This is a genomic window from Robiginitalea sp. SC105, assembly GCF_014243345.1.
Classification (GTDB): Bacteria; Bacteroidota; Bacteroidia; order Flavobacteriales; family Flavobacteriaceae; genus Robiginitalea.
This window is the reverse complement of record NZ_JACLZF010000002.1, coordinates 795,041-814,130: the sequence shown is the minus strand read 5'-3', so window position 1 is coordinate 814,130 and position 19,090 is coordinate 795,041. Positions and strand designations below refer to the sequence as shown.

The 19,090-nt window shown below is 57.3% G+C and carries 20 protein-coding genes and 1 other RNA gene; 5 read left to right on the top strand and 16 right to left on the bottom strand.

All coding sequences use genetic code 11. The features are described 5' to 3' along the window. The first annotated feature begins 18 nt into the window (after positions 1-18). The 3 genes from H7F20_RS12830 to H7F20_RS12820 are packed head-to-tail and all read left to right on the top strand — an operon-like array spanning position 19 to position 2,019. Positions 19-672, top strand: coding sequence for a hypothetical protein (locus H7F20_RS12830; RefSeq protein WP_185786570.1), 654 nt, complete (start codon positions 19-21; stop codon positions 670-672). Further along, positions 647-1,480 carry a DUF3822 family protein gene (locus H7F20_RS12825; protein ID WP_185786569.1) on the top strand — a complete coding sequence of 278 codons (834 nt, stop codon included), beginning with the start codon at positions 647-649 and terminating at the stop codon, positions 1,478-1,480. The genes H7F20_RS12830 and H7F20_RS12825 overlap by 26 nt, the downstream gene beginning before the upstream one ends. Next, positions 1,477-2,019, top strand: coding sequence for an RsmD family RNA methyltransferase (locus tag H7F20_RS12820; protein WP_221898778.1), 543 nt, complete (start codon positions 1,477-1,479; stop codon positions 2,017-2,019). The genes H7F20_RS12825 and H7F20_RS12820 overlap by 4 nt, the downstream gene beginning before the upstream one ends. On the opposite strand, the gene rnpB is transcribed toward H7F20_RS12820, so the two are convergent. Then, an RNA gene (rnpB, locus tag H7F20_RS12815) (RNase P RNA component class A) lies at positions 2,019-2,343 on the bottom strand. The genes H7F20_RS12820 and rnpB overlap by 1 nt on opposite strands. Before the next feature lie 134 nt (positions 2,344-2,477). On the opposite strand from rnpB, the gene H7F20_RS12810 reads away from it, so the two are divergent. Next, on the top strand, positions 2,478-4,439 hold the full coding sequence (locus H7F20_RS12810) for a DNA polymerase III subunit gamma/tau (RefSeq protein WP_185786568.1): 1,962 nt from the start codon (positions 2,478-2,480) through the stop codon (positions 4,437-4,439). On the opposite strand, the gene H7F20_RS12805 is transcribed toward H7F20_RS12810, so the two are convergent. Genes H7F20_RS12805 through H7F20_RS12775 form a run of 7 tightly spaced genes read right to left on the bottom strand, consistent with a single transcriptional unit; the run spans position 4,434 to position 11,223 of the window. Next, entirely contained in the window at positions 4,434-4,793 is a 360-nt protein-coding gene (locus H7F20_RS12805; protein ID WP_255444092.1) for a transmembrane 220 family protein, read from the bottom strand. The two genes, H7F20_RS12810 and H7F20_RS12805, sit on opposite strands and share 6 nt — an antisense overlap. Before the next feature lie 11 nt (positions 4,794-4,804). Next, positions 4,805-6,181: an alkaline phosphatase family protein gene (locus tag H7F20_RS12800; RefSeq protein ID WP_185786567.1), complete on the bottom strand. Its 1,377-nt coding sequence runs from the start codon at positions 6,179-6,181 to the stop codon at positions 4,805-4,807. Then, on the bottom strand, positions 6,178-7,377 hold the full coding sequence (eboE, locus tag H7F20_RS12795; RefSeq protein WP_185786566.1) for a metabolite traffic protein EboE: 1,200 nt from the start codon (positions 7,375-7,377) through the stop codon (positions 6,178-6,180). Before eboE ends, H7F20_RS12800 begins: the two co-directional genes overlap by 4 nt. Continuing rightward, entirely contained in the window at positions 7,377-8,543 is a 1,167-nt protein-coding gene (locus H7F20_RS12790; RefSeq protein WP_185786565.1) for a 3-dehydroquinate synthase, read from the bottom strand. Before H7F20_RS12790 ends, eboE begins: the two co-directional genes overlap by 1 nt. Positions 8,544-8,555: 12 nt before the next feature. Next, positions 8,556-9,458 (bottom strand): UbiA-like protein EboC, encoded by a 903-nt coding sequence (eboC, locus tag H7F20_RS12785; protein WP_185786564.1) that lies wholly within the window; start codon positions 9,456-9,458, stop codon positions 8,556-8,558. A 1-nt stretch (position 9,459) separates the two neighbouring features. After that, positions 9,460-10,368, bottom strand: a complete 909-nt coding sequence (locus tag H7F20_RS12780; protein ID WP_185786563.1) for a TatD family hydrolase — start codon at positions 10,366-10,368, stop codon at positions 9,460-9,462. Between the two features lie 3 nt (positions 10,369-10,371). Next, complete coding sequence (locus H7F20_RS12775) at positions 10,372-11,223, bottom strand: EboA domain-containing protein (protein ID WP_185786562.1); 852 nt, start codon at positions 11,221-11,223, stop codon at positions 10,372-10,374. Positions 11,224-11,388: 165 nt separating this feature from the next. Between H7F20_RS12775 and H7F20_RS12770 the strand changes: the two genes are divergently transcribed. Further along, on the top strand, positions 11,389-11,970 hold the full coding sequence (locus H7F20_RS12770) for a tRNA-(ms[2]io[6]A)-hydroxylase (RefSeq protein ID WP_185787161.1): 582 nt from the start codon (positions 11,389-11,391) through the stop codon (positions 11,968-11,970). A gap of 48 nt (positions 11,971-12,018) precedes the next feature. Here H7F20_RS12770 and H7F20_RS12765 read toward each other — a convergent pair whose 3' ends face one another. The 8 genes from H7F20_RS12765 to pyrR all read right to left on the bottom strand — a co-directional run bounded on the left by H7F20_RS12765 (position 12,019) and on the right by pyrR (position 18,996). Next, on the bottom strand, positions 12,019-12,933 hold the full coding sequence (locus H7F20_RS12765) for a rod shape-determining protein (protein WP_185786561.1): 915 nt from the start codon (positions 12,931-12,933) through the stop codon (positions 12,019-12,021). After that, the gene (gene ppk1 / locus H7F20_RS12760; RefSeq protein ID WP_185786560.1) at positions 12,920-15,004 is read right to left on the bottom strand and encodes a polyphosphate kinase 1; all 2,085 of its coding nucleotides are present in this window, start codon (positions 15,002-15,004) and stop codon (positions 12,920-12,922) included. The genes H7F20_RS12765 and ppk1 overlap by 14 nt, the downstream gene beginning before the upstream one ends. 6 nt (positions 15,005-15,010) lie before the next feature. Next, positions 15,011-15,496: a histidine phosphatase family protein gene (locus H7F20_RS12755; protein ID WP_185786559.1), complete on the bottom strand. Its 486-nt coding sequence runs from the start codon at positions 15,494-15,496 to the stop codon at positions 15,011-15,013. Positions 15,497-15,526: 30 nt separating this feature from the next. Continuing rightward, positions 15,527-16,174, bottom strand: a complete 648-nt coding sequence (gene pdxH, locus H7F20_RS12750; RefSeq protein ID WP_185786558.1) for a pyridoxamine 5'-phosphate oxidase — start codon at positions 16,172-16,174, stop codon at positions 15,527-15,529. An 81-nt stretch (positions 16,175-16,255) separates the two neighbouring features. Continuing rightward, a complete protein-coding gene (locus tag H7F20_RS12745) occupies positions 16,256-17,170 on the bottom strand; it encodes a ribonuclease Z (protein ID WP_185786557.1) in 915 nt (304 codons plus the stop codon). A gap of 17 nt (positions 17,171-17,187) precedes the next feature. Then, on the bottom strand, positions 17,188-17,520 hold the full coding sequence (locus H7F20_RS12740; RefSeq protein WP_185786556.1) for a ribonuclease Z: 333 nt from the start codon (positions 17,518-17,520) through the stop codon (positions 17,188-17,190). 7 nt (positions 17,521-17,527) lie between these two features. Beyond that, complete coding sequence (locus tag H7F20_RS12735) at positions 17,528-18,454, bottom strand: aspartate carbamoyltransferase catalytic subunit (RefSeq protein WP_185786555.1); 927 nt, start codon at positions 18,452-18,454, stop codon at positions 17,528-17,530. After that, positions 18,451-18,996, bottom strand: coding sequence for a bifunctional pyr operon transcriptional regulator/uracil phosphoribosyltransferase PyrR (gene pyrR, locus H7F20_RS12730; protein WP_185786554.1), 546 nt, complete (start codon positions 18,994-18,996; stop codon positions 18,451-18,453). The genes H7F20_RS12735 and pyrR overlap by 4 nt, the downstream gene beginning before the upstream one ends. Positions 18,997-19,090 lie beyond the last annotated feature (94 nt).

Sequence of the window (19,090 nt, the reverse complement as noted above, 5' to 3'; positions counted from 1 at the left end):
CAAAATAACACCACGAAAATGAAAACCATACTTCAGATTGTTCTTTGGATTGTTTGTATTGTATTGGGGTATCTGATATACCGCTCGGTTACCGGCCCCATTGAGTTTGCGAAAATTAAACAGGAACGATATGCTGAAGTGATCAACCGGCTCAAGGACATCCGCAACGCCCAGGAAGCCTATAAATCCGTGAACCGCAAATACGCCAATGATTTTGAAAGCCTGATCAAATTTGTCGACACAGGCCAGTACGTAATCACCACCCAACGGGATTCCTCCTACATGGAATTTGACAAGACCTACCAGATCGACATGCTCCAGGAGGTGAAGATTATCGATACCCTCGGTTATGTTTCCGTCAAGGATTCCCTGTTCAAGGGCTCCGACCGGTATATGAACATGATGAATGTGCCCTATGCACCCAACAACGAAAAATTCACCATGAAGGCGGACATGCTCGATCAGAGCGGTTACCGCGCGCCAGTATTCGAAGCCAAGGTAGCCAAGAATATAGTCCTTTACGACCAGCCACAGGACCTGGTGGCACGGGAGAATTCCCAGGTCAGCGTGGAAGAGGTGAACGGCCCTGAAATTACCGTGGGCTCACTCACCAAGGTAAGTACCAGTGGAAACTGGCCCCCGATTTATGACAAAAAAGGAGACCAACAGTAACAGGCTGGGACAGAAAGAAGATAGTTTTTACAAATTGTCCATTCAGGTCAGCCTGAATGGACTTTCTTTTTGTATCCTGGACACCATAGGCAAGCGGCTTGCCCTGAGCCACTCCCTACGGTTCAACGAGGAGCTCAGCCCGTATGACCTCCAGCGGGAACTTCGGGAGAGCCTGCGGGTAAACGGCGTGCTGGATTTCACCTTTTCAGAGGTGATTGCCATCCACCGCAATGCGTTGTTCAGCCTGGTGCCTCAGGCCCTTTTCAGCGAGGACGACCTGGCCAATTACCTGAAATTCAACGCAAAAATTTTACCTACCGACCATCTCGACTACGATGCCATCGACGGCCTCGATGCGATGAACGTCTATGTGCCCTTTGCGAATGTCAACAATTACCTCTACGACCTTTTCGGAGAGTTCGAATTCAAGCACACTGCCACGGTGCTGCTGGAAACCCTGGTAAAGCTCCCCAACAGCGGCACGGGGGAAATCTGCTACGTCCACCTGGCCGAAGGGCAGATGGATATGGCCGTATTTACAGGTAAGAAGCTCCAGTATTTCAACAGCTTTTCATGCAGTAATGAGGCAGATATCATGTATTACCTGCTGTTTGCCCTGGAACAACTGCAACTGGACCCGTCCACCATCAAACTCCGCCTGCTCGGGGAAGTTGAAGAGGGCGACGCCACCTATGAACTGGCGTCCCGGTATATCGAGAATATTTCCATTTTTGTCCCTTCCGGCCACCCTTTCCAGTTCGAGGGGCCTGAGGAAGGGATTGACTTTACGCTGATCAATTCACTATGATCCGCATTATTTCGGGCACACACAAGGGACGCCGGATCCGGGCACCCAAAAACCTGCCGGTCCGGCCCACGACGGACCGCGCCAAAGAAGCCCTTTTCAATATCCTGGCACCTGTGATCGATTGGCAGCAGGCCCGTGTACTGGACCTTTTTGCAGGCACCGGCAATATCAGCTATGAATGCGCGTCACGGGGAGGATCTGAAATCACGGCGGTCGATGCGGACCCGGGGTGCGTGGCCTTTATGCGAAAGACCGCCGCTTCCCTGGATATGCCCATACATGCGGTGAAATCGGACAGCCTGGCCTACCTGCAACACGCGGCGCGGAAATTCCATTTCATTTTCGGAGACCCGCCCTATGACCTGGATGCCGGAGGGCTCGGGGAGCTGGTATGTGCCGTTTTTGACCGGGATTTGCTGGAAACCGACGGGTTGCTGGTCCTGGAACACACCAAGGACCACGATTTGGCCCACCTCACGGGTTTTGAACAGGCGAGGCGCTACGGCGGAACCGTGTTCAGCTTCTTCAGGAAAGCATAAAAAAAAGCAGGCCATAAGCCGGATTCTGTAACCCCGGAAGACCGGGGCGCCTATCATTTATCTGGACCCGGAGTTGCCCCCGGGCCTCAATCCGCCTACCCGCCAACTCGGACGTGCCGCCCTTAATGCTGGCCTACGTGGCGTTTCACCGCATAGAGTTTACACGATTTCACTACAGCCGAACTGTACATCCTTTCTGTTGCACTGGTCCTCCCCGGGATGAGATTGCTCCCCTCCCGGGTGACGGGTGTTACCCGCTATGCTGCACTTTGGTGTCCGGACTTTCCTCCCCGGGCTACCCCGGGGCGATAAGCGGCCTGCTCGGGGCCAAAGATACCTCATTTGTTAATAAAAACCGGGGTTTAAAACGGGTACATTTACCCGATTACGGGGTGCGATCCCTATATTTGTGATAAAGCGGAACCCGGCCGGAATCCACCGGTCCCAGCCCCATTCGGATGGAACCTTTTATCGTATCAGCACGGAAATACAGACCCCAGCACTTTGAGGACGTGGTGGGGCAGCAATCCATCACCCGGACACTGCTCAACGCCATTGAAAACGACCACCTTGCACAGGCGTTGCTTTTCTGCGGGCCCCGCGGGGTGGGCAAAACGACCTGTGCGCGGATCCTGGCAAAAAAAATCAACGAAGATGGCACCCAGCAGGATGGCGAAGACTTTGCCTTCAATATCTTCGAACTGGATGCGGCTTCCAACAATTCGGTGGATGACATCCGCAGCCTGATTGACCAGGTGCGCATCCCCCCCCAGGTAGGCAAGTACAAGGTATATATCATCGACGAGGTGCACATGCTCTCCCAGTCGGCCTTCAACGCCTTTCTAAAAACCCTGGAAGAGCCCCCCCGACACGCCATTTTTATCCTGGCCACCACCGAGAAGCACAAGATCATCCCGACCATCCTCTCCCGCTGCCAGATTTTCGATTTCCGCCGGATCACCGTAAAGGATGCTGCGGAATACCTGAGGTACATTGCCGATCAGCAGGGGATAGAAGCGGATGAAGAGGCGTTGCACATGATTGCCCAGAAAGCAGACGGGGCCATGCGGGATGCGCTTTCCATCTTTGACCGGGTCGTAAGTTTTGCCGGGAATACCCTGACCAGAAAAGCGGTTGCTGAAAACCTCAACGTACTGGACGTGGATGTGTATTTTGAAAGTACGGACCACATCCTCCACGGGGATATCCCCGCCCTGTTGCTCCATTTCAATGAAATCCTCGCACAGGGGTTCGAAGGCCACCACTATATCAACGGCCTGGCTTCCCATTTCAGGGACCTGATGGTTTGTACCAGCGAGCAAACCGTCTCCCTGCTTGAGACCAGCGAAGGAACGCGCCATCGCTATCTGGAACAGGCAGGTCAATGCGGGGACGGCTTCCTGCTCCGCGCACTGGAAATTGCCAACCAGTGCGACCTGGACTACAAAAACAGCAAGAACCACCGCCTCCTGGTGGAACTGGCCCTGATGAAGCTCGCGTCCCTTTCCCAGGATCAAAAAAAAAAGCCTGAACACGGCTGCGATGTCCGGCTGATCCCGGCGGCCACCTTCCACGGGAAACCACAGAAAAAAGTATCCGCTGGCCCTGCCACCGGCCCCGTCTTAAAACCGGAGGGAAAGACGGTCACCCCGGTACAGGAAGCAGCCGGAAGGCCTGCGGAACCATCCGGATATCCCGGGGTATCCCCCAAACCGGGAGGCCCCAAAACAGCAACACCCGAATCAACACAAAAAACCGCTTCGGGTGCCGCTGCAGGTCAGGACACCACCAGGGCCACTTCAGCACCTGTAGCAGACAAAGCACCTGTGTCACCTGTAGCGGACAACGCACCTGCAGGACCTGCCGCCCGTGCTGAAAAAGAGGCCCCCAGGGCCCCGGTGGAAAAAGCGAAATCCTCGGAAAAACCTGCCATACGCATCGGCGGTGAAAAACCGGCCCAGAAGGTTTCGGGTCTGTCCCTGTCCAGTATCCGGGCCAAAAAGGCGCACCAGGCCTCCCGCAACCAGATAAATACCAACCCGGAAGACCTGCCGCGTACCCCTTTTGAGGAAGCGGATCTGCAGGCGCACTGGAAAGACTTTACGGAACAAACAGGCCGCAAAGGCCGCAAAATCCTCGCGGCGAGCCTAGGCACCGACCTGCCCAAGCTTATCGGGGACCATGTCATCTGGATCGAACTGCCCAACGGCACCATGAAAAAGGAAGTGGAACGGGACCAGTACGAGTTGATGGAATACCTTCGGGCAAAACTCAACAATCACAGTATCCAGCTCAAGATCACCATTAACGAGGATACCGCCCGGCAATACGCGTTCACGCCGGAAGAAAAATACCAGAAGCTCAAAGAAAAGAACCCGGCAATCGACCTGCTGAGGAAGACCTTTGACCTGGAGCTATGAAATCTTCCTGCCTTTGGCCCGCCAGCTGTACAGAAAGAAAATAAGGGCGGTAATACCCAGGCCAAGGGATTCCCGTCCCAGCTCGATATTTATATTTGCCATCCCCCGCTCCCCGAACCGCACGCCTTCGTAGGTTTCAGGCCAGGAAAACAGCGCACCGGCAAGGAAGGCGATCCCCATCAACAGGAAGAGCCACGAAGGCAAACGGCCGAGGGCAAAAAGCAGGGATCCAAGAGCCGCTACGGCGTAAATGCCGATCCACATCCCAGAATCCGGATCGTTGAGCTGGACATAGGCCGCCCAGATAAAAAGGACGGTCATTACATAAGCGAAGACTTTTGTGAACTTTTGCATGGTTGGGTTGTTTAAAGGCCCCTGGCCAGGCGGTACAGTTCGCCGAAAACTGCTGTGGGAGGCATCGGCGATTCCGGCAGGGTACCCGGGTTGTTGCTTATAAAAATAGGATAATCTGCGGTATCTTCAGGTATCCTGCCATGGGATCCCCGTACGAGTTCCGCCCTGAGGGGGATCACGTTGAGGGTACTGCGGAATCCCAGTTTTTTCCTGGCGAGTTTCCAGAGGATCTTGAGTTTTACCAGCGGGTCGGACGGGTCCGTAAGCAGTTCTACCGGGTCATACCCCGGCTTTTTGTGGATATCCACCATCCGCGCATAGTCGGGAGCCTTGCTGTCGTCCTCCCAGAAATAATAGGTAAACCAGGAATCCGGCCCGGCCACGGCAACCAGGTCCCCGGCCCGGTCATGGTCCAGCCCGGCTGCTTTGCGGGATTCGCCGGTGAGGACTTTTTCCACCCCCGGCACGGCGGCGATGAGTTCGCGGACCTCCTGCAGCCGGGCCGGGTTGCGGACGTAGATATGTGCTACCTGGTGGTCGGCAACTGCGAACGCCTCGCTGGCGCCGGCATCCAGCAATTCGAGGCCGCGCTCCACGCGGATGGCCAGCAGCCCCTTATTGCGCAATACCCGGTTGAGGTGTACCGGCCGGCTGACAGCGGTGATCCCGTATTCCGAAAGGATGACCACCTGTGCCCCTTGCGGCACGTAGTGGTCGAGCAACCGCCCCACTTCTGCATCCAGGGCCCTCAGGTCCGGTTCCAGACGGGCAAGGTCGGGCCCCAGCCGTTGCATGTTGTAATCCAGGTGGGGCAGGTAAATCAGCGTCAGGGTAGGGTCGTAGGTGCGGTCGGTGTGGATGGCGGCATCGGTGATCCATCGGGTCGATTCGATACCTGCCATCGGCCCCCAGAATTTAAACAGGGGGAATTGCCCGAGGCGGTCCTGCAGTTCATCCCGAAGCCCCGCGGGGTGGCTGTATACATCCGGTATCTTCCTGCCGTCTGCGAGGTAATTGGGCCGGGGGGTAACGCTGTAATCCACGCTGGAGTACATATTGTACCACCAGAACATGTTGGCACAGGTAAATCCTGGTTCCGCCTCCTTCAAAAGGTCCCAGAGCTTCGGGCCCTGTACCAGTTGGTTGGCCTGCCGCCAGAATTTTACCTCAAATTCTTCCTTGAAAAACCAACCGTTTCCCACAATGCCGTGTTCGGAGGGCTCCTTCCCGGTCAGGTACGTGGCCTGGGCGGCACAGGTCACCGCCGGCAACACGGGATAAATGTCGCAGGACTTCCCGGCTTCCATAAAATCCCGGATCCTCGGGGTGGCCGTCCCGATAAGGCGCCGGGTCAACCCGACTGCGTTGATGACAACGGTCTTTTTCATGCTTCCAGGGCATTGCGGAGCCAGAGCAGCTCCCGTGATATGGATGCGGCCAGGTCCTCTTTCAACCCGGCTGGCAAAACCTCCCAGGTGTAGGTCTCCACCTCCAGGTGCCGGCAAACAGGGTTCGCAGCCAGATAAGCCAGCACCTCCAGGATTTCCTGTTGCGTAGCCCCAAGCACCCCGTACCCTTCCGCAAAGATGGGCACGTGGAAGTGCGCCCGGAGTTCCCCGAATTCGGGGGGCGCTGCCAGTAAGTCGGGTAGATCCGGCCAGGTCCGGACGCCTGCCGGGGTTAACTGGGTTACCTGGTGCAGGTATACCGGTTCGTTGAATTCGGCAAGTGCCCTGAGGGCGTCCTCCCTCCCGCTCTTATCGGCCCGGATCCGCAGGGCCGCACTCACCTGTATTTTACCCACCTGTATGCCCTGCTCCGCCAAAAGGCCGAAAACCGTTTCGGGCCCTTCAAATGCCAGGGCAAAATGGCAGATGTCATAACAGATGGTAATATGCCGCAGGAGTGCTGACCGGGCTTCCCCCTCAGGCATTCCCAACCGTTCCGAAAGGAGGGAGATCCCTTCCGGAAGGAGGTAATCCCGGTAATATTCCAGGACATCGGCACTGTTTTCGAGCAGGCCGTCCGGTTCCGGTTCAATATCCAGGTGCAGGTACTGCCCGGTTTCCCGTTCCTTTTCGATCAGGTCCATGGCTACCTGGGCCATGTTCCGGGCCCCGGACTTCAGGGCCGCAACCCGCTTCTCCGGCGTGGCAAACCAGTGCCGGTAGCTGACCGGGGAGGTGGAAATCCCCCCTTCACCCCCCTGTGGCAACAAAAAGCTGAGCTGGTCGAAAAGCCGCCGGGTATATGCGAGGCGCTCCGGGGTGGTCCAGTCAGGTTCGTGTACCCGGTCCTTGACCGGCTGCCCGTGGAAGGTCCCGAACGGGAACCCGTTCATGGTGAACACATAGATATCCCGCGCATCGAGCCAGCGCCTGAAATCGGCAAGCCGCTCCCCCAGGCCGAGTTCGCGGCTGGCCTTGTCGGAAAGTCGCAGGCCAAGGCCAAAGGGCATTCCCGGGGCAACTGAATTGCGGATTCCCACCAGGTGTTTTTCAAGGGCAGAAAAGGTGGTATCCCAGTCACCCCCGGGGTGGATATTCGTACAATAGGTGGTATGGAAAGTATTGCGGAGGAGCATCAGGAAGCTTTATGAATCGCCTTGCCCCCCATGAGTTCGCCAATGGCGGCGGCCATCAGCTCCCGGTCAATTTCGTGCACATCCCTTTTTAAACCGATCCCCTCCAGCAGGGTAATGGTCAGCACCCCCCCGAGGTGTTCCCGGAACTCGTCCAGGCCGCGGAGCAGTACCGACGGGCCTTCGGGCCCCAGGTCCGGCAACTGCAGGTCGAAACCGAGTTCCGACAGGATCCGGAGGATGCGCTCACTATCGCCTGCGGTAAGGATTCCCAGCCGCCGGCTGTAGATAACATCCAGGGCCATGCCCAACGCCACGGCCTCCCCGTGTCTCAGACTGTATCCCGTGAGGTGCTCGAGTTTGTGGGCCGACCAGTGGCCAAAGTCGAGGGGGCGTGAGGAACCCGCTTCAAATGGGTCGCCTCCCCCGGAAATATGTTCCATATGCAATTCCGCACACCGGAAGATGAGCTCCTGCATCGGGGCCATTTCCCGGGCGCGGAGGCTTTGTGCATGCGCCTCCAGGAATCCGAAAAAATCCGCATCCTTGATAAGTGCCACCTTGACGGCTTCGGCCGTGCCCGCAATCCAGTCCCGGTCTTCCAGCGTCGTCAGGAAATACGGGTCGTTGACAATGGCCAGCGGGATTGCAAACGTGCCGATAAAATTTTTCTTTCCAAAGGCGTTGATCCCGTTTTTCACCCCTACGGCCGCATCGTTTTGTGCGAGCACTGTGGTCGGTATCCGGATCAGTTGTACTCCCCGGTGCGCTATGGAGGCTGCATATCCGGCCATATCGATCACCGCCCCGCCCCCGATGGCCACTACTACGGAATGCCGGCAGATGCCCTGCGCCTCAATAGCGGCAAGCACCCGTTCGGTCTGGACCGGCGTATTCTTTGAGGCTTCGCCTCCAGGCACCGACAGGACCTGGGTAAACGTGACTTGCGCGGCATGGGCATCACAATAGGCCCGGATCAGGCCCTCAAGTCCCGGGTGGGCCTCCCCCACCCCGCTGTCGAGCACGAATAAGAGCCGGACCGAAACCCCGGGCCTGTATGCGCCAAGGAGGTCGGCAAGCAGCGGGTTGCCCGGGTCGAACAGCCCCTGGGTAAACAGCAGCCGGTGCCGGTACGGCACGCTGAAGGTCATTTCGATTTGTTCTTTCATGCGTTTCTCTGCTTAGGTTACTGCAAACCGGGCCGCCAGAAGGCGCGAAAGCGGCAGTAGTGCCAGTATTATCAGGGCTACCCACAATCCACCATACCCGGCCGCCCAGGCTGCATCGAGGGCAACGATGCCCAGCACCCCACCTTTTACGGCGCCGCGGATCTCCGCGGGCTGGTTGATCTGATAGGCCCGCCAGAGCGGATGGAAGACCATCAGGGCCAACAGGGCCAGGAAGGGCAGCGAGAACCAGAACCGGGTGGTTTCTGCACCCACCAGTATACCAACGCCAAAAATCGCGATGACGTACATCAGGGCTGCCAAAATCAGCGCCTTTTTGTTGCCGCCATATACCTCACCCCGGCTGATGGTGGTAACAGCGAAAATATAAACCACGGGTACCCACAGGTAGGACCCGGCCCCGGCAATCGGCAGGATGCTGATCCCCAACCAAAGGTTGAACCCCCGGCAAACCCCCATTACCAGGGGCCCCAGGAAATCTGAGCTTTTGGCATAGGAATCATATAACAGGATGGCGGCAGCGAGCATGGCCGCGATATAGCCACTCTCCATGCGTACCATGGAAGCCGCTACCACACCGAGCAGCAACAAGCCGCCTCCGAAAAACGCTGCCCGGGACCTGGATACGGCACCCCGGGGGATCGGTCGTTCCGGCCGCTCCCGGGCATCTACATCTGCATCGAAGACATCGTTCAGTACCACACCTCCGGCATACAGGAATACCGATGCCAGGATCAGGCCGAAAAGCGCCGGGGCCAAATCCGGCAGGTTAAACGGTCCGTCCAGTTGGAGGGATACCCCGGCAATGGCACCCCCGGCCAGGACATCCGCCGCAGCCGTGGGCAGGTTGGGCAGGCGCATCAACTGCAGGTATCCCATTATGGCGCTCCTGCCCATCTTAGCGGATGTGGTCGGAATCCACGCGGGGTTGCTGGCCCCTGAGGACGCTGTTGTCGTTAAAAAGCCTGCGTTGGTCAATTCCTTCTGCACCCGTCCAGTCCGATTCATCCATGGTGCTGTTCTTGCCAAAGGCCGCCAGGGCGTTCCCGTAGCAAGTCCGTTCCACGTCTTCCCGTGCGATGCCCTTGCGAAGCATCAGGGAGGCGGTTTTCGGCACCGCCAGAGGGTCGCTGACCCCCCAGTCTGCAGAGCTGTTCACCAGGATGCGTTCACTTCCGTATTTACGGACCACTTCCACCATCCGCTCGTTCCCCATTTTGGTCTTGGGGTAGATGGTAAAAGCCGCCCAGAAACCGCGATCCAGCACTTCCCGGACCGTTTCCTCGTTATTGTGGTCGATGATAACATCCGCAGGGTCCAGGCCGTGCTCCAGGCAAACCTCCATACTCCGGATAGTCCCCGATTTCTTGTCCCGGTGGGGGGTATGGACCTGCACACTCATCCCCATCTCCTTGGCCAGTTCGAGCTGGGCGCGGAAAAAACGGTCTTCGGCAGGTGTCTGGTCGTCATAGCCGATTTCCCCTACGGCAACCACGTTCTCCTTGGTCAGGTAGAGGGGCAGCAACTCCATCACGGCTTCGGCGAGGGGTTCGTTGTTGGCTTCCTTGGAATTGAGCCCGATGGTGCAGTAGTGCTTGATGCCGAACTGGCTTGCCCGGAAGGGCTCCCAACCCACCAGGCTGCTGTAGTAATCCTGGAAGGAGCCCACCTGGGTCCGGGGTTGTCCGAGCCAGAAGGCAGGTTCAATGAGGGCGACCACCCCGGCGGCAGCCATGGCCTCATAATCGTCCGTGGTCCGGGAGGTCATGTGGACATGGGGGTCTATAAATCGAAGGTTTTCTTGCATGTGTTAAGCTATTAGATCTTTCCAGTCAAAAGGTTGTTTTTCATATTCCTCGTTCAGTGGGTGCTCCCGGATCAGTTCCCGGGCAACGTCCTTATCGGAAACCCGGCAACAGAGGTACCCGGCTTTTTGCTCCAGGGTATCCGGGCTTTGCAGCAAACGCTCCATGTCCCCCAGCAGGTCACCTTCCAGGAAGGGGCCCACCGGCCTCCAGATCTGCGGGTCCACGGCACGGGAAGCTGCCCAGCGCTCGTGGGCGTAATCGGATATGATTCGGGCCAGTTCTGCATTGGCCCGGGCTTCCACATCCAGGATTTTAAGCAGGTCCCTCCCCATGAAGGCCGCCTTGAGGTACATCTGGTTCCACTGCTGCTGGTTGAAATGCTCGGCGGGATATGGGTTGCCCAGGGAAATGGCGTCAAAAACAGTGGCTATATTGGTGCGAAGGGCCTCGACGGCGCTGTCCAGGAAGGCACCGGACCCCGGTAATACGGGTAAATATTTCAGGAAGGTAACCAGTTCGCCTGTATCCGCCACCTGGATAAGCGTTGCCACCTTGGGCACGAAAAATTCCCTGTCCGCTTCCAGTGCTGCGGCAAGCAGGTAGATCCGGGCGAGCTGGTCCTGACGGATGCCCTGTTCCCGGAGGTATTTGGTGATGGGGGATGATGCTTTATCAATAGTTACCAACTGGCCGGGGATCTTCCTCCCGATCAGGCTGTAAACCAGGAAAAGGTCTTTGCCGGAAGTCTCGGTGCAGACCGTATCGACCCGGCCGTACAGCCACTCTTGCCGGGACGGTTCCAGGGTATCTGAGAGGAGGTTTCGCAAACGCCCGGTTGCGTTGTTCGTATCCATAAATCGATGCCGTTGACAGATTCGGCGCAGGGCGCCGGGCCCCGCGCATTTCAGGATTCAAAAATAGCCATAATTATCCGAAAATCCTTTGGCTTTCCCCAAAGCCGGGATACCGGCATGCCACCGGGATACGGGATATTTGTAACTTTGAAAAAATTTCTACCCATGCTCGGCCTGAAGCTCCCAACCGACCCGCGATGGGTCAATATCGTGGAAAAGAACATCGATGAGATCCTCACGGACCACGCCTTTTGCGAACAAAAGGCAGCCAGCACGGCAATTTCCCTCATTGTCAATTTCCCGGACTACCCGGAACTGGTCACCGAAATGGTCGCCTTGGCGCGGGAGGAAATGGGCCACTTTAAAATGGTGCACGACCGTATCCTGGCCCGCGGCAAAACCCTGGGGCGGTACCGGAAGGACGACTATGTGGTGGCGTTGATGAAATTTTTCCCCAAAGGAGGGAGCCGCAAGGACAACCTGGTCCACCGCCTGCTGTATGCGGCCCTGATTGAGGCCCGCAGTTGTGAACGGTTCCGGTTGCTTTCCGAGGAATTGCAGGATGCCGAACTCGCCGAATTCTACCGGAAACTGATGGTCAGCGAAGCCGGCCACTACACGATGTTCCTCAAATACGCCCGCAAATACGGGAACCGAGAAGAGGTGGACCGCAAATGGCAGGACCTGCTTGCCTATGAGGCCGAACTGGTCCGGGGGTTGGGGAAAGGCGAGACGGTCCACGGCTGACCGGGCAGCCCGCTATGGCACCGGGTATTCCTGAGGTCCCGGATTTTCCTAGGGTACCGGGAATCCCGTCCCCGGTCCGTCTTCCCGGAAATACATGTCCTTGATAATCCCGTCGGCCAGACCGATCTGGGGTACGTGGATGCGCTTGGAACGGCTCCATTTCGCCGATTGCAGGAAGATACGGGTGGCAGGGATGATTACGTCCGCACGGTCCGGGTTCAGCCCGAGTTCCGAGATCCGATCTTCGTAGCTCATACTGCTGAGGAAATGGAAGTGGGCATTCAACCAGATATAGGACAGGGGTTCGCCCTGCTTTCGGCCGGACATCTTATGCAATTTGTTGATGTTCCCCCCCGAACCGATAATATCCACCTTGTGGAAACCCCGGGTTTGTTCCCGCAGCCACGCCTCCAATTCCCGCCAGTCCGCTTCGGTGACCAATTCTCCCAGCAAACGCACCGTTCCGATCCGGAAAGACCGGGAGGAAATGGCACGGCCCTCCGAGAAAACCGTGTATTCCGTGCTGCCGCCTCCCACATCGATATAGAGGTAGTTCCCTTCCTGCTGGATGAGTTTGTTCAGGTCGGTGGAGGCGATGATGGCCGCCTCTTTCTGCCCGTCGATGAGTTCCACGGCCATCCCCGTTTCCTTTTCGACCGCACGGAGGACCTCCTCCCCGTTGGCAGCCTCCCGCAGGGCAGAGGTCGCGCAGGCGCGGTACCGCTCCACCCCGCTTACCTTCATCAGCAGGGAAAAAGCCTTCAGGGTATCCCGGATCCGGGCAGCATTTTCTTCCGAGATACGCCCGCCGCGGAAACTGTCCGCCCCCAGGCGCACCGGGACGCGGATCAATGCGCTCTTGTTGAATTGAACCGGCCTGTCAGGCGACTCGATCACGTTCTGCACCAACAACCGGATGGCGTTGGAGCCAATATCGATGGCGGCGAGTTTACGAATCTTCACGGCCAGCCTCCAGTTTGTTCTTAAAATAATCGTACATCTCAAACTGGGAGCGGAAGGGCGGGCGGTCGTCTTTTCGGTAGGTATTGGTTTGTTCGGCATCGAAAACCCGGGCCTTGACATTGTCGCGCCAGCAGATTTCGAAGGTGTCGATCAGTTCCTGTTTGATGTCCTCCTGGTAGATAGGGCAGCCAACTTCCACCCGGTTGTCCAGGTTCCGGGTCATCCAGTCCGCAGAGGAAATAAACACCTGGGGGTCCCCGTTGTTCCCGAAAATAAAGATCCGCGGGTGTTCCAGGAATTTATCCACGATACTGATCGCCTCGATATTACTGCTCATGCCGGGTATCCCGGGGATCAGGCAGCAAATACCGCGGATGATCAGCTGGATCTTCACCCCGGCCTCGGAGGCTTTATACAGAAGATCCACCATGTCGTAAGATGTAAAGCTGTTCATCTTGATACGGATCGACGCCTCCCGCCCGGCCCGTGCGTTGTTGATTTCCTGTTTGATGAGTTTCCTGAACCTGCTTCGGGTATAATGGGGGGATACGATCAGGTGCCTGTATTTTTCAATGCGGTAGGTGGTTTCGAAAAAGTCGAACACCTTGCTGAGCTCCTTCAGGATGGGCTCGTGGGCGGTAAACAGCGTGTAGTCGGTGTAGATGCGTGCTGTGGCTTCATTGAAATTCCCCGTGCTGATAAACCCGTACCGCTTGATGCCTTCGGATTCTTCCCGCTCGATGACACAGATCTTACTGTGCACTTTCAGGCCCGGGACCCCGAAGATGAGCTTGACGCCTTCTTCCTGAAGCTGTTCCGCATATTCAATGTTGGCCCGCTCATCGAACCGGGCCCGGAGTTCGATCTGCACGGTGACCTGCTTGCCGTTCTTGACTGCGTTGATCAGGGAGGATGTGACCTGGGAGTGGTCGGCCAGCCGGTAGATGGTGATCTTGATGCTCCGGACTTTCGGGTCCAGGGCAGCTTCCCTCAGGAACTTGATCACGTAGGTAAAGGTATGGTAGGGGGTGTACTGCAGGTAATCCTTCCCGGCAATGCGCTCAAAGAGGCTGCCTTCCATGTCCAGGCCGCATACCGGCAGCGGTTTGATCTTTTCGTAGATCAGGTCGGTACGGCCCAGGCTGGGGAAGCCCATATAATCCCGGCGGTTGTGGTAGCGGCCGCCCGGGATCACGCTGTCCGTATCCTCAATGCCCATCCGCTCCTTCAGGAAGCTGAGCGTGTCCTTTTCGATGGCGCGGTCGTAAACGAAACGCACCGGGTCGCTGATGCGCCGATTATCCACACTGGCGGAAATTTTTTCTATAAAGCTTTTGCTCAGGTCATTGTCGATGTCCAGCTCTGCATCCCGGGTGATCTTGATCATGTGGGCGCTGATGTCCTTGTAGGAAAACATGTTGAAAATGCTTCGGAGGGAGTAGCGGATCAGGTCGTCCAACAGGATGATGTAGTTCTTGTCCCCTTCGGGGGGCAATTCGATAAACCGGTTGATCCCCTTGGGGATTTCTATCAGTGCGTAGCGGTAATCCCCGTTGCCTTCGGCATCCCCTTCCGTATCGATCAGGGCCATCTTTACCGCCAGGTAGGCCGCGGTATCTTTGAGGATGGGGAATTCGGTTTTCTCATCCAGAATGATCGTCATCAGTACCGGGCTCACATTCTGGATAAAATAGGAGCGCAAAAAGGCTTCCTGGTGTTCCCTGATCTCGGTCTCGGTGATCATGAAGATGTTTTCCGCCTCCAGCTTTTGTTCGATCTCATGGAGGATACGGATACTCTTTTCCTGCTGGTCGATGACGATTTGTGTGATCTCTTCCAGCAGGTCCTTGGCTTTTTCCCCACCCAGGACGCTCTTGCCGGATTTCCCGGCCTGGACGATCCGTTTTACCGTGGCGTACCGGACTTTGAAGAATTCGTCCAGGTTGTTCGAAAAAATACCAAGGAAGCGCAACCGTTCAATCAGGGGTACTCCGGGGTCCTCGCTTTCCTGCAGGACGCGTTCGTTGAATCGGAGCCAGCTGATTTCACGATTGATATACTGTTTGTTCATTCAGTGTTATTTGAGGTGTTTCGGGAAAACAGTCCGAAGGGTTTTCCCGGATGAGATGTCGCCCCAACGGGAAACATCGAAACGGAGGTGCACCAGGCCGCTGGTGGGGACATTTCCCACAGCCTGATCCCCCCAGCTGTTTGCAAGATGGGTAAAAGCATGGTTGTGTCCAAAAAAGACGACCCGGTCGAGGTCATTATCCAGGGCTGCCGCAAAAGCCGCCACGGAAGATCCGGAGAAGTCGTAGAGGTCGTCGGCCACCGTCAGCAGGCCAAAGGGCAGCTCCAGGCTCCGCATCAGGATCATGCAGGTATGCAGGGCCCGGTTGGCGGGGCTCGAAAACACCGCGTCCGGTACCGGGAAGTCCTGTTTTATTTCCCGTGCGACCCGATGTCCGTCCTGGATGCCGCGGAGTTTCAGGGGGCGGTCCTTATCCGCCACATCGTAGTCCCAGGAAGACTTTCCATGCCTTACCAGTATAATTTCTTTCATAGTGTTCATATTTAAATGGCTTCCCGGACCTCAGGGCGCCAGGCGTTCCCGCTTCCAGTTGCCGCCTTCCTCCCGGGTGTAACACAGGCGGTCGTGCAGGCGGTTTTCCCGACCCTGCCAGAATTCCACCGCTACCGGGCGCACCAGATACCCACCCCAATCCGGGGGTCGGGGTATTTCGCGGCCGGCGAATTTCTTTTCGGCCGCGTCCAGTTTCCCTTCCAGATACTCCCTGGAGGGAATCACCCGGCTCTGGTCAGATACCAGGGCACCGAGCTGGCTGCCTTCCGGACGGGATTGAAAATAGGCATCCGAATCCGCGGACGGGACTTTTTCGGCCTGCCCCCGGACAATGACCTGACGTTCGGTATACGGCCAGAAAAACGAGAGGCAGACGTTCGGGTTGGACGCAATGGCCCGGCCCTTGTCGCTGGTGTAATTCGTATAGAAAACAAAACCCTCCGGGCTGAACTTCTTCAGGAGCACCACGCGGTTTTTCGGGAAGCCATCCGGGCCCATGGTGGCCAGTGTCATGGCATTGGGCTCCTCCCCGCCTGCAGCCGCTTCGGCATCCCTGAACCACTGGGCGAACAAAGCAAACGGCTCTTCCGGCGCCTCCGATTCGATAAGCTGCCTTTTTTCATAGGATTTCCGGTACGTTCCGAGGTCTTTTTCCATGGGTCGGGTTCAGGATACCAATATAATCAAACTTCAAGAAAAACTGGGGGATCGTGGCCCTTTCCCTGGGGGGTATTCGCCCTATTTCGGACCCCATTCGAAGCGCTTCCCGTCCCCGGCGAGTTCCACCTCCGGAAAGACCCCCATCGCCTCCTGCCGGAAGGACTCCAGGTCCCTGTAGCGCGTTGAATAGTGGCCGAGGATCAAACGGGAGACGCCGGCCTCCTTCGCAATCTGCGCCGCCTGCCGGGCCGTGGAGTGACCGGTTTCGGCGGCCAGCCCCGCTTCGGTTTCCAGAAAGGTGGACTCGTGGTAGAGGGTATCGACCCCCTGGATCCAGCCAGCGAGCGCCGGCTTGTAGGCAGTATCGCTGCAATAGGCGTAGCTCGCGGCCGGGGCCGGCGGTTCTGTCAGTTCGCGGTTTGGGATCAGGCGCCCGTCGGCAGCCAGTGCATCCGCGCCCTGGGTGATCTTCCGGTAGTACGCCTTGTCGATGCCAAGGGATTTGGCCACCCCGGCCCGGAGCTTTCTCAGGCCCGGTTTCCTGCGGAAGAGGAAGCCGTTCGCATACACCCGGTGGTCCAGGGGAAGCGTGGATACCACCAGTTTGTCGTCTTCCATGATTTGTTCGGGTTCCCGCGCGTCCAGCTCCCGGAAGCGCAGCGGGTAACGGGTATAGGTCTCCCCGGCGCGCAACATAGTGAGGATGGCCTCCTTAAGCCCTTTCGGGCCATAGATATTCAGCGGTTTTTCCCGGCCCAGCAGCTGAAAGGTAGAAATCAGGCCGGGCAACCCGAAAAAATGGTCCCCGTGCAGGTGGGAGATGAATATATGTTCAATACGGGAAAATTTGACGCGGTACCGCCTCAACTCCATCTGGGTGCCCTCCCCGCAATCGATCAGCAGGAGGTGGCCACCGGTCTCGAGCACCTGGGAGCTCGGGTGGGTCTCCAGCCGGGGAGTTGCTGCGTAGCAGCCGATAATCTGGAGTTTCATGCCGGAGGGACCGCCGCTCAAAGGTCCAGGTCCCGTTCAATTTCCTCCATCTCCACCATGTCCCGGGCCTCCTGTAGTGTTGGCACGGCACAGATTTCGTCCGGGAGGTCGTTGTACGAAAGGGCGTCGGAGACCAGCACAAAGGACTTCCCGGCTGCCCGGTGCGTATTGGAGATTTCCAGGAATTCCAGCACGTCATCCGAAGTGAGTTTCCCGAGGGAAAACAGGTTGATGATCAGGTGGTTGTTTTTGAACTTCGGGTAGGCCTCCTGGAGGTTCCTGAGGAATGTCTGCAGGGACACCTTTTCCTGAAGGACGATGGTGGTGTTCCCGTCGGTATCGAAAATCATGGGGTCCTTATTTGATTTTTGAAGCTAACAAATAAATCACAGCCATCCGAATCGCCACACCGTTTTCCACCTGGTTGAGGATGATGGACTGGCTGGAATCGGCTACATCGCTGGTGATCTCCACCCCGCGGTTGATCGGCCCCGGGTGCATGATCACGATATCTTTGTCCAGGCTGTCCAGCAACGGTTTATTGATCCCGAATTGGCGCGTATATTCCCGGGTAGTCGGGAAGTAGCTCATGTCCATCCGCTCGTTCTGGATGCGCAGCATATTGGCTACGTCGCACCATTCCAGGGCCTTGCGAAGGTTGGGTTCCACCCGGACCCCCAGGGATTCCACATATTTGGGGATCAGGGTTTTGGGTCCGCAAACCCGGACCTCGGCGCCCTGCAGCTGGAGGGCAAATATGTTCGACAGGGCAACCCGCGAATGGAGGATGTCCCCCACGATAACCACTTTTTTCCCACCGACCCCACCGAGTTTCTCCCGGATGGAATAGGAATCCAGCAAGGCCTGGGTAGGGTGCTCATGCGCCCCGTCCCCGGCATTGACAATGGAGGCTTTGACATGTTTGGAGAGGAAGATGCCGGCCCCCGGGTTCGGGTGGCGCATCACTACCATATCCACCTTCATGGACAGGATATTGTTTACCGTATCGATGAGGGTCTCCCCTTTTCGGACGGAGGACTGGGCAGCCGAAAAATTGATTACATCGGCCGACAGCCGCTTTTCGGCCAGCTCAAAGGAGAGCTTGGTGCGGGTGCTGTTCTCGAAGAAAATATTTGCAATGGTGATGTCCCGGAGGGAGGGTACCTTTTTGATGGAGCGGCTCAGGACTTCCTTGAAGTGGTCTGCCGTCTCGAAAATCAGGTCCAGGTCCTGCCGGCTCAGGTACTTGATCCCCAACAAATGGCGTACGCTTAACTCACTCATGCCTTGTCGCTGATTAAATATACTGCATCTTCACCCTCGTTTTCCTTCCAGCACACCTTGACCCGTTCCCCGCCGATGGCATCGACCTGCCGCCCGCGGTAATCCGGCTGAATGGGGAGGTGGCGGCTGAACCGGCGGTCGATCAGGGTCAGCAGCTCTATCTCCCGGGGACGGCCGAACGACTGCAGGGCCGTCAGGGCCGCGCGGATGCTGCGCCCGGTGAACAGTACGTCGTCGATGAGCACCACCCGCTTCCCCTCCACCAGGAAATCGATATGGGTACTGCTGGCAGCCAGGGTTTTATCCCCTCGGCGGAAATCGTCCCGGTAAAATGTGATATCCAGGAGCCCGAACGGGATCCCGGTGACCTTATAATCTGTTTCCAGCAATTCGAGGAGTCGCCGCGCGAGGAAGGTGCCCCGGGGTTGCAGGCCGATCAGGACGCTATCGCTGAAATCGAGGTGGCGCTCCAACAGTTGACAGGCAAGCCGGTGCAGGATGATGTGGATCTCTTTGGAGGAAAGCAGCACTTTTTGACTCATACCGGGCCGGCTCGATCGTTTCTGGGACAAAAATAGGCAATTATCTCCAATTGGTGGCCGGAAGCCGACCCAGGGTTTCCGCGGGTACCGGGGC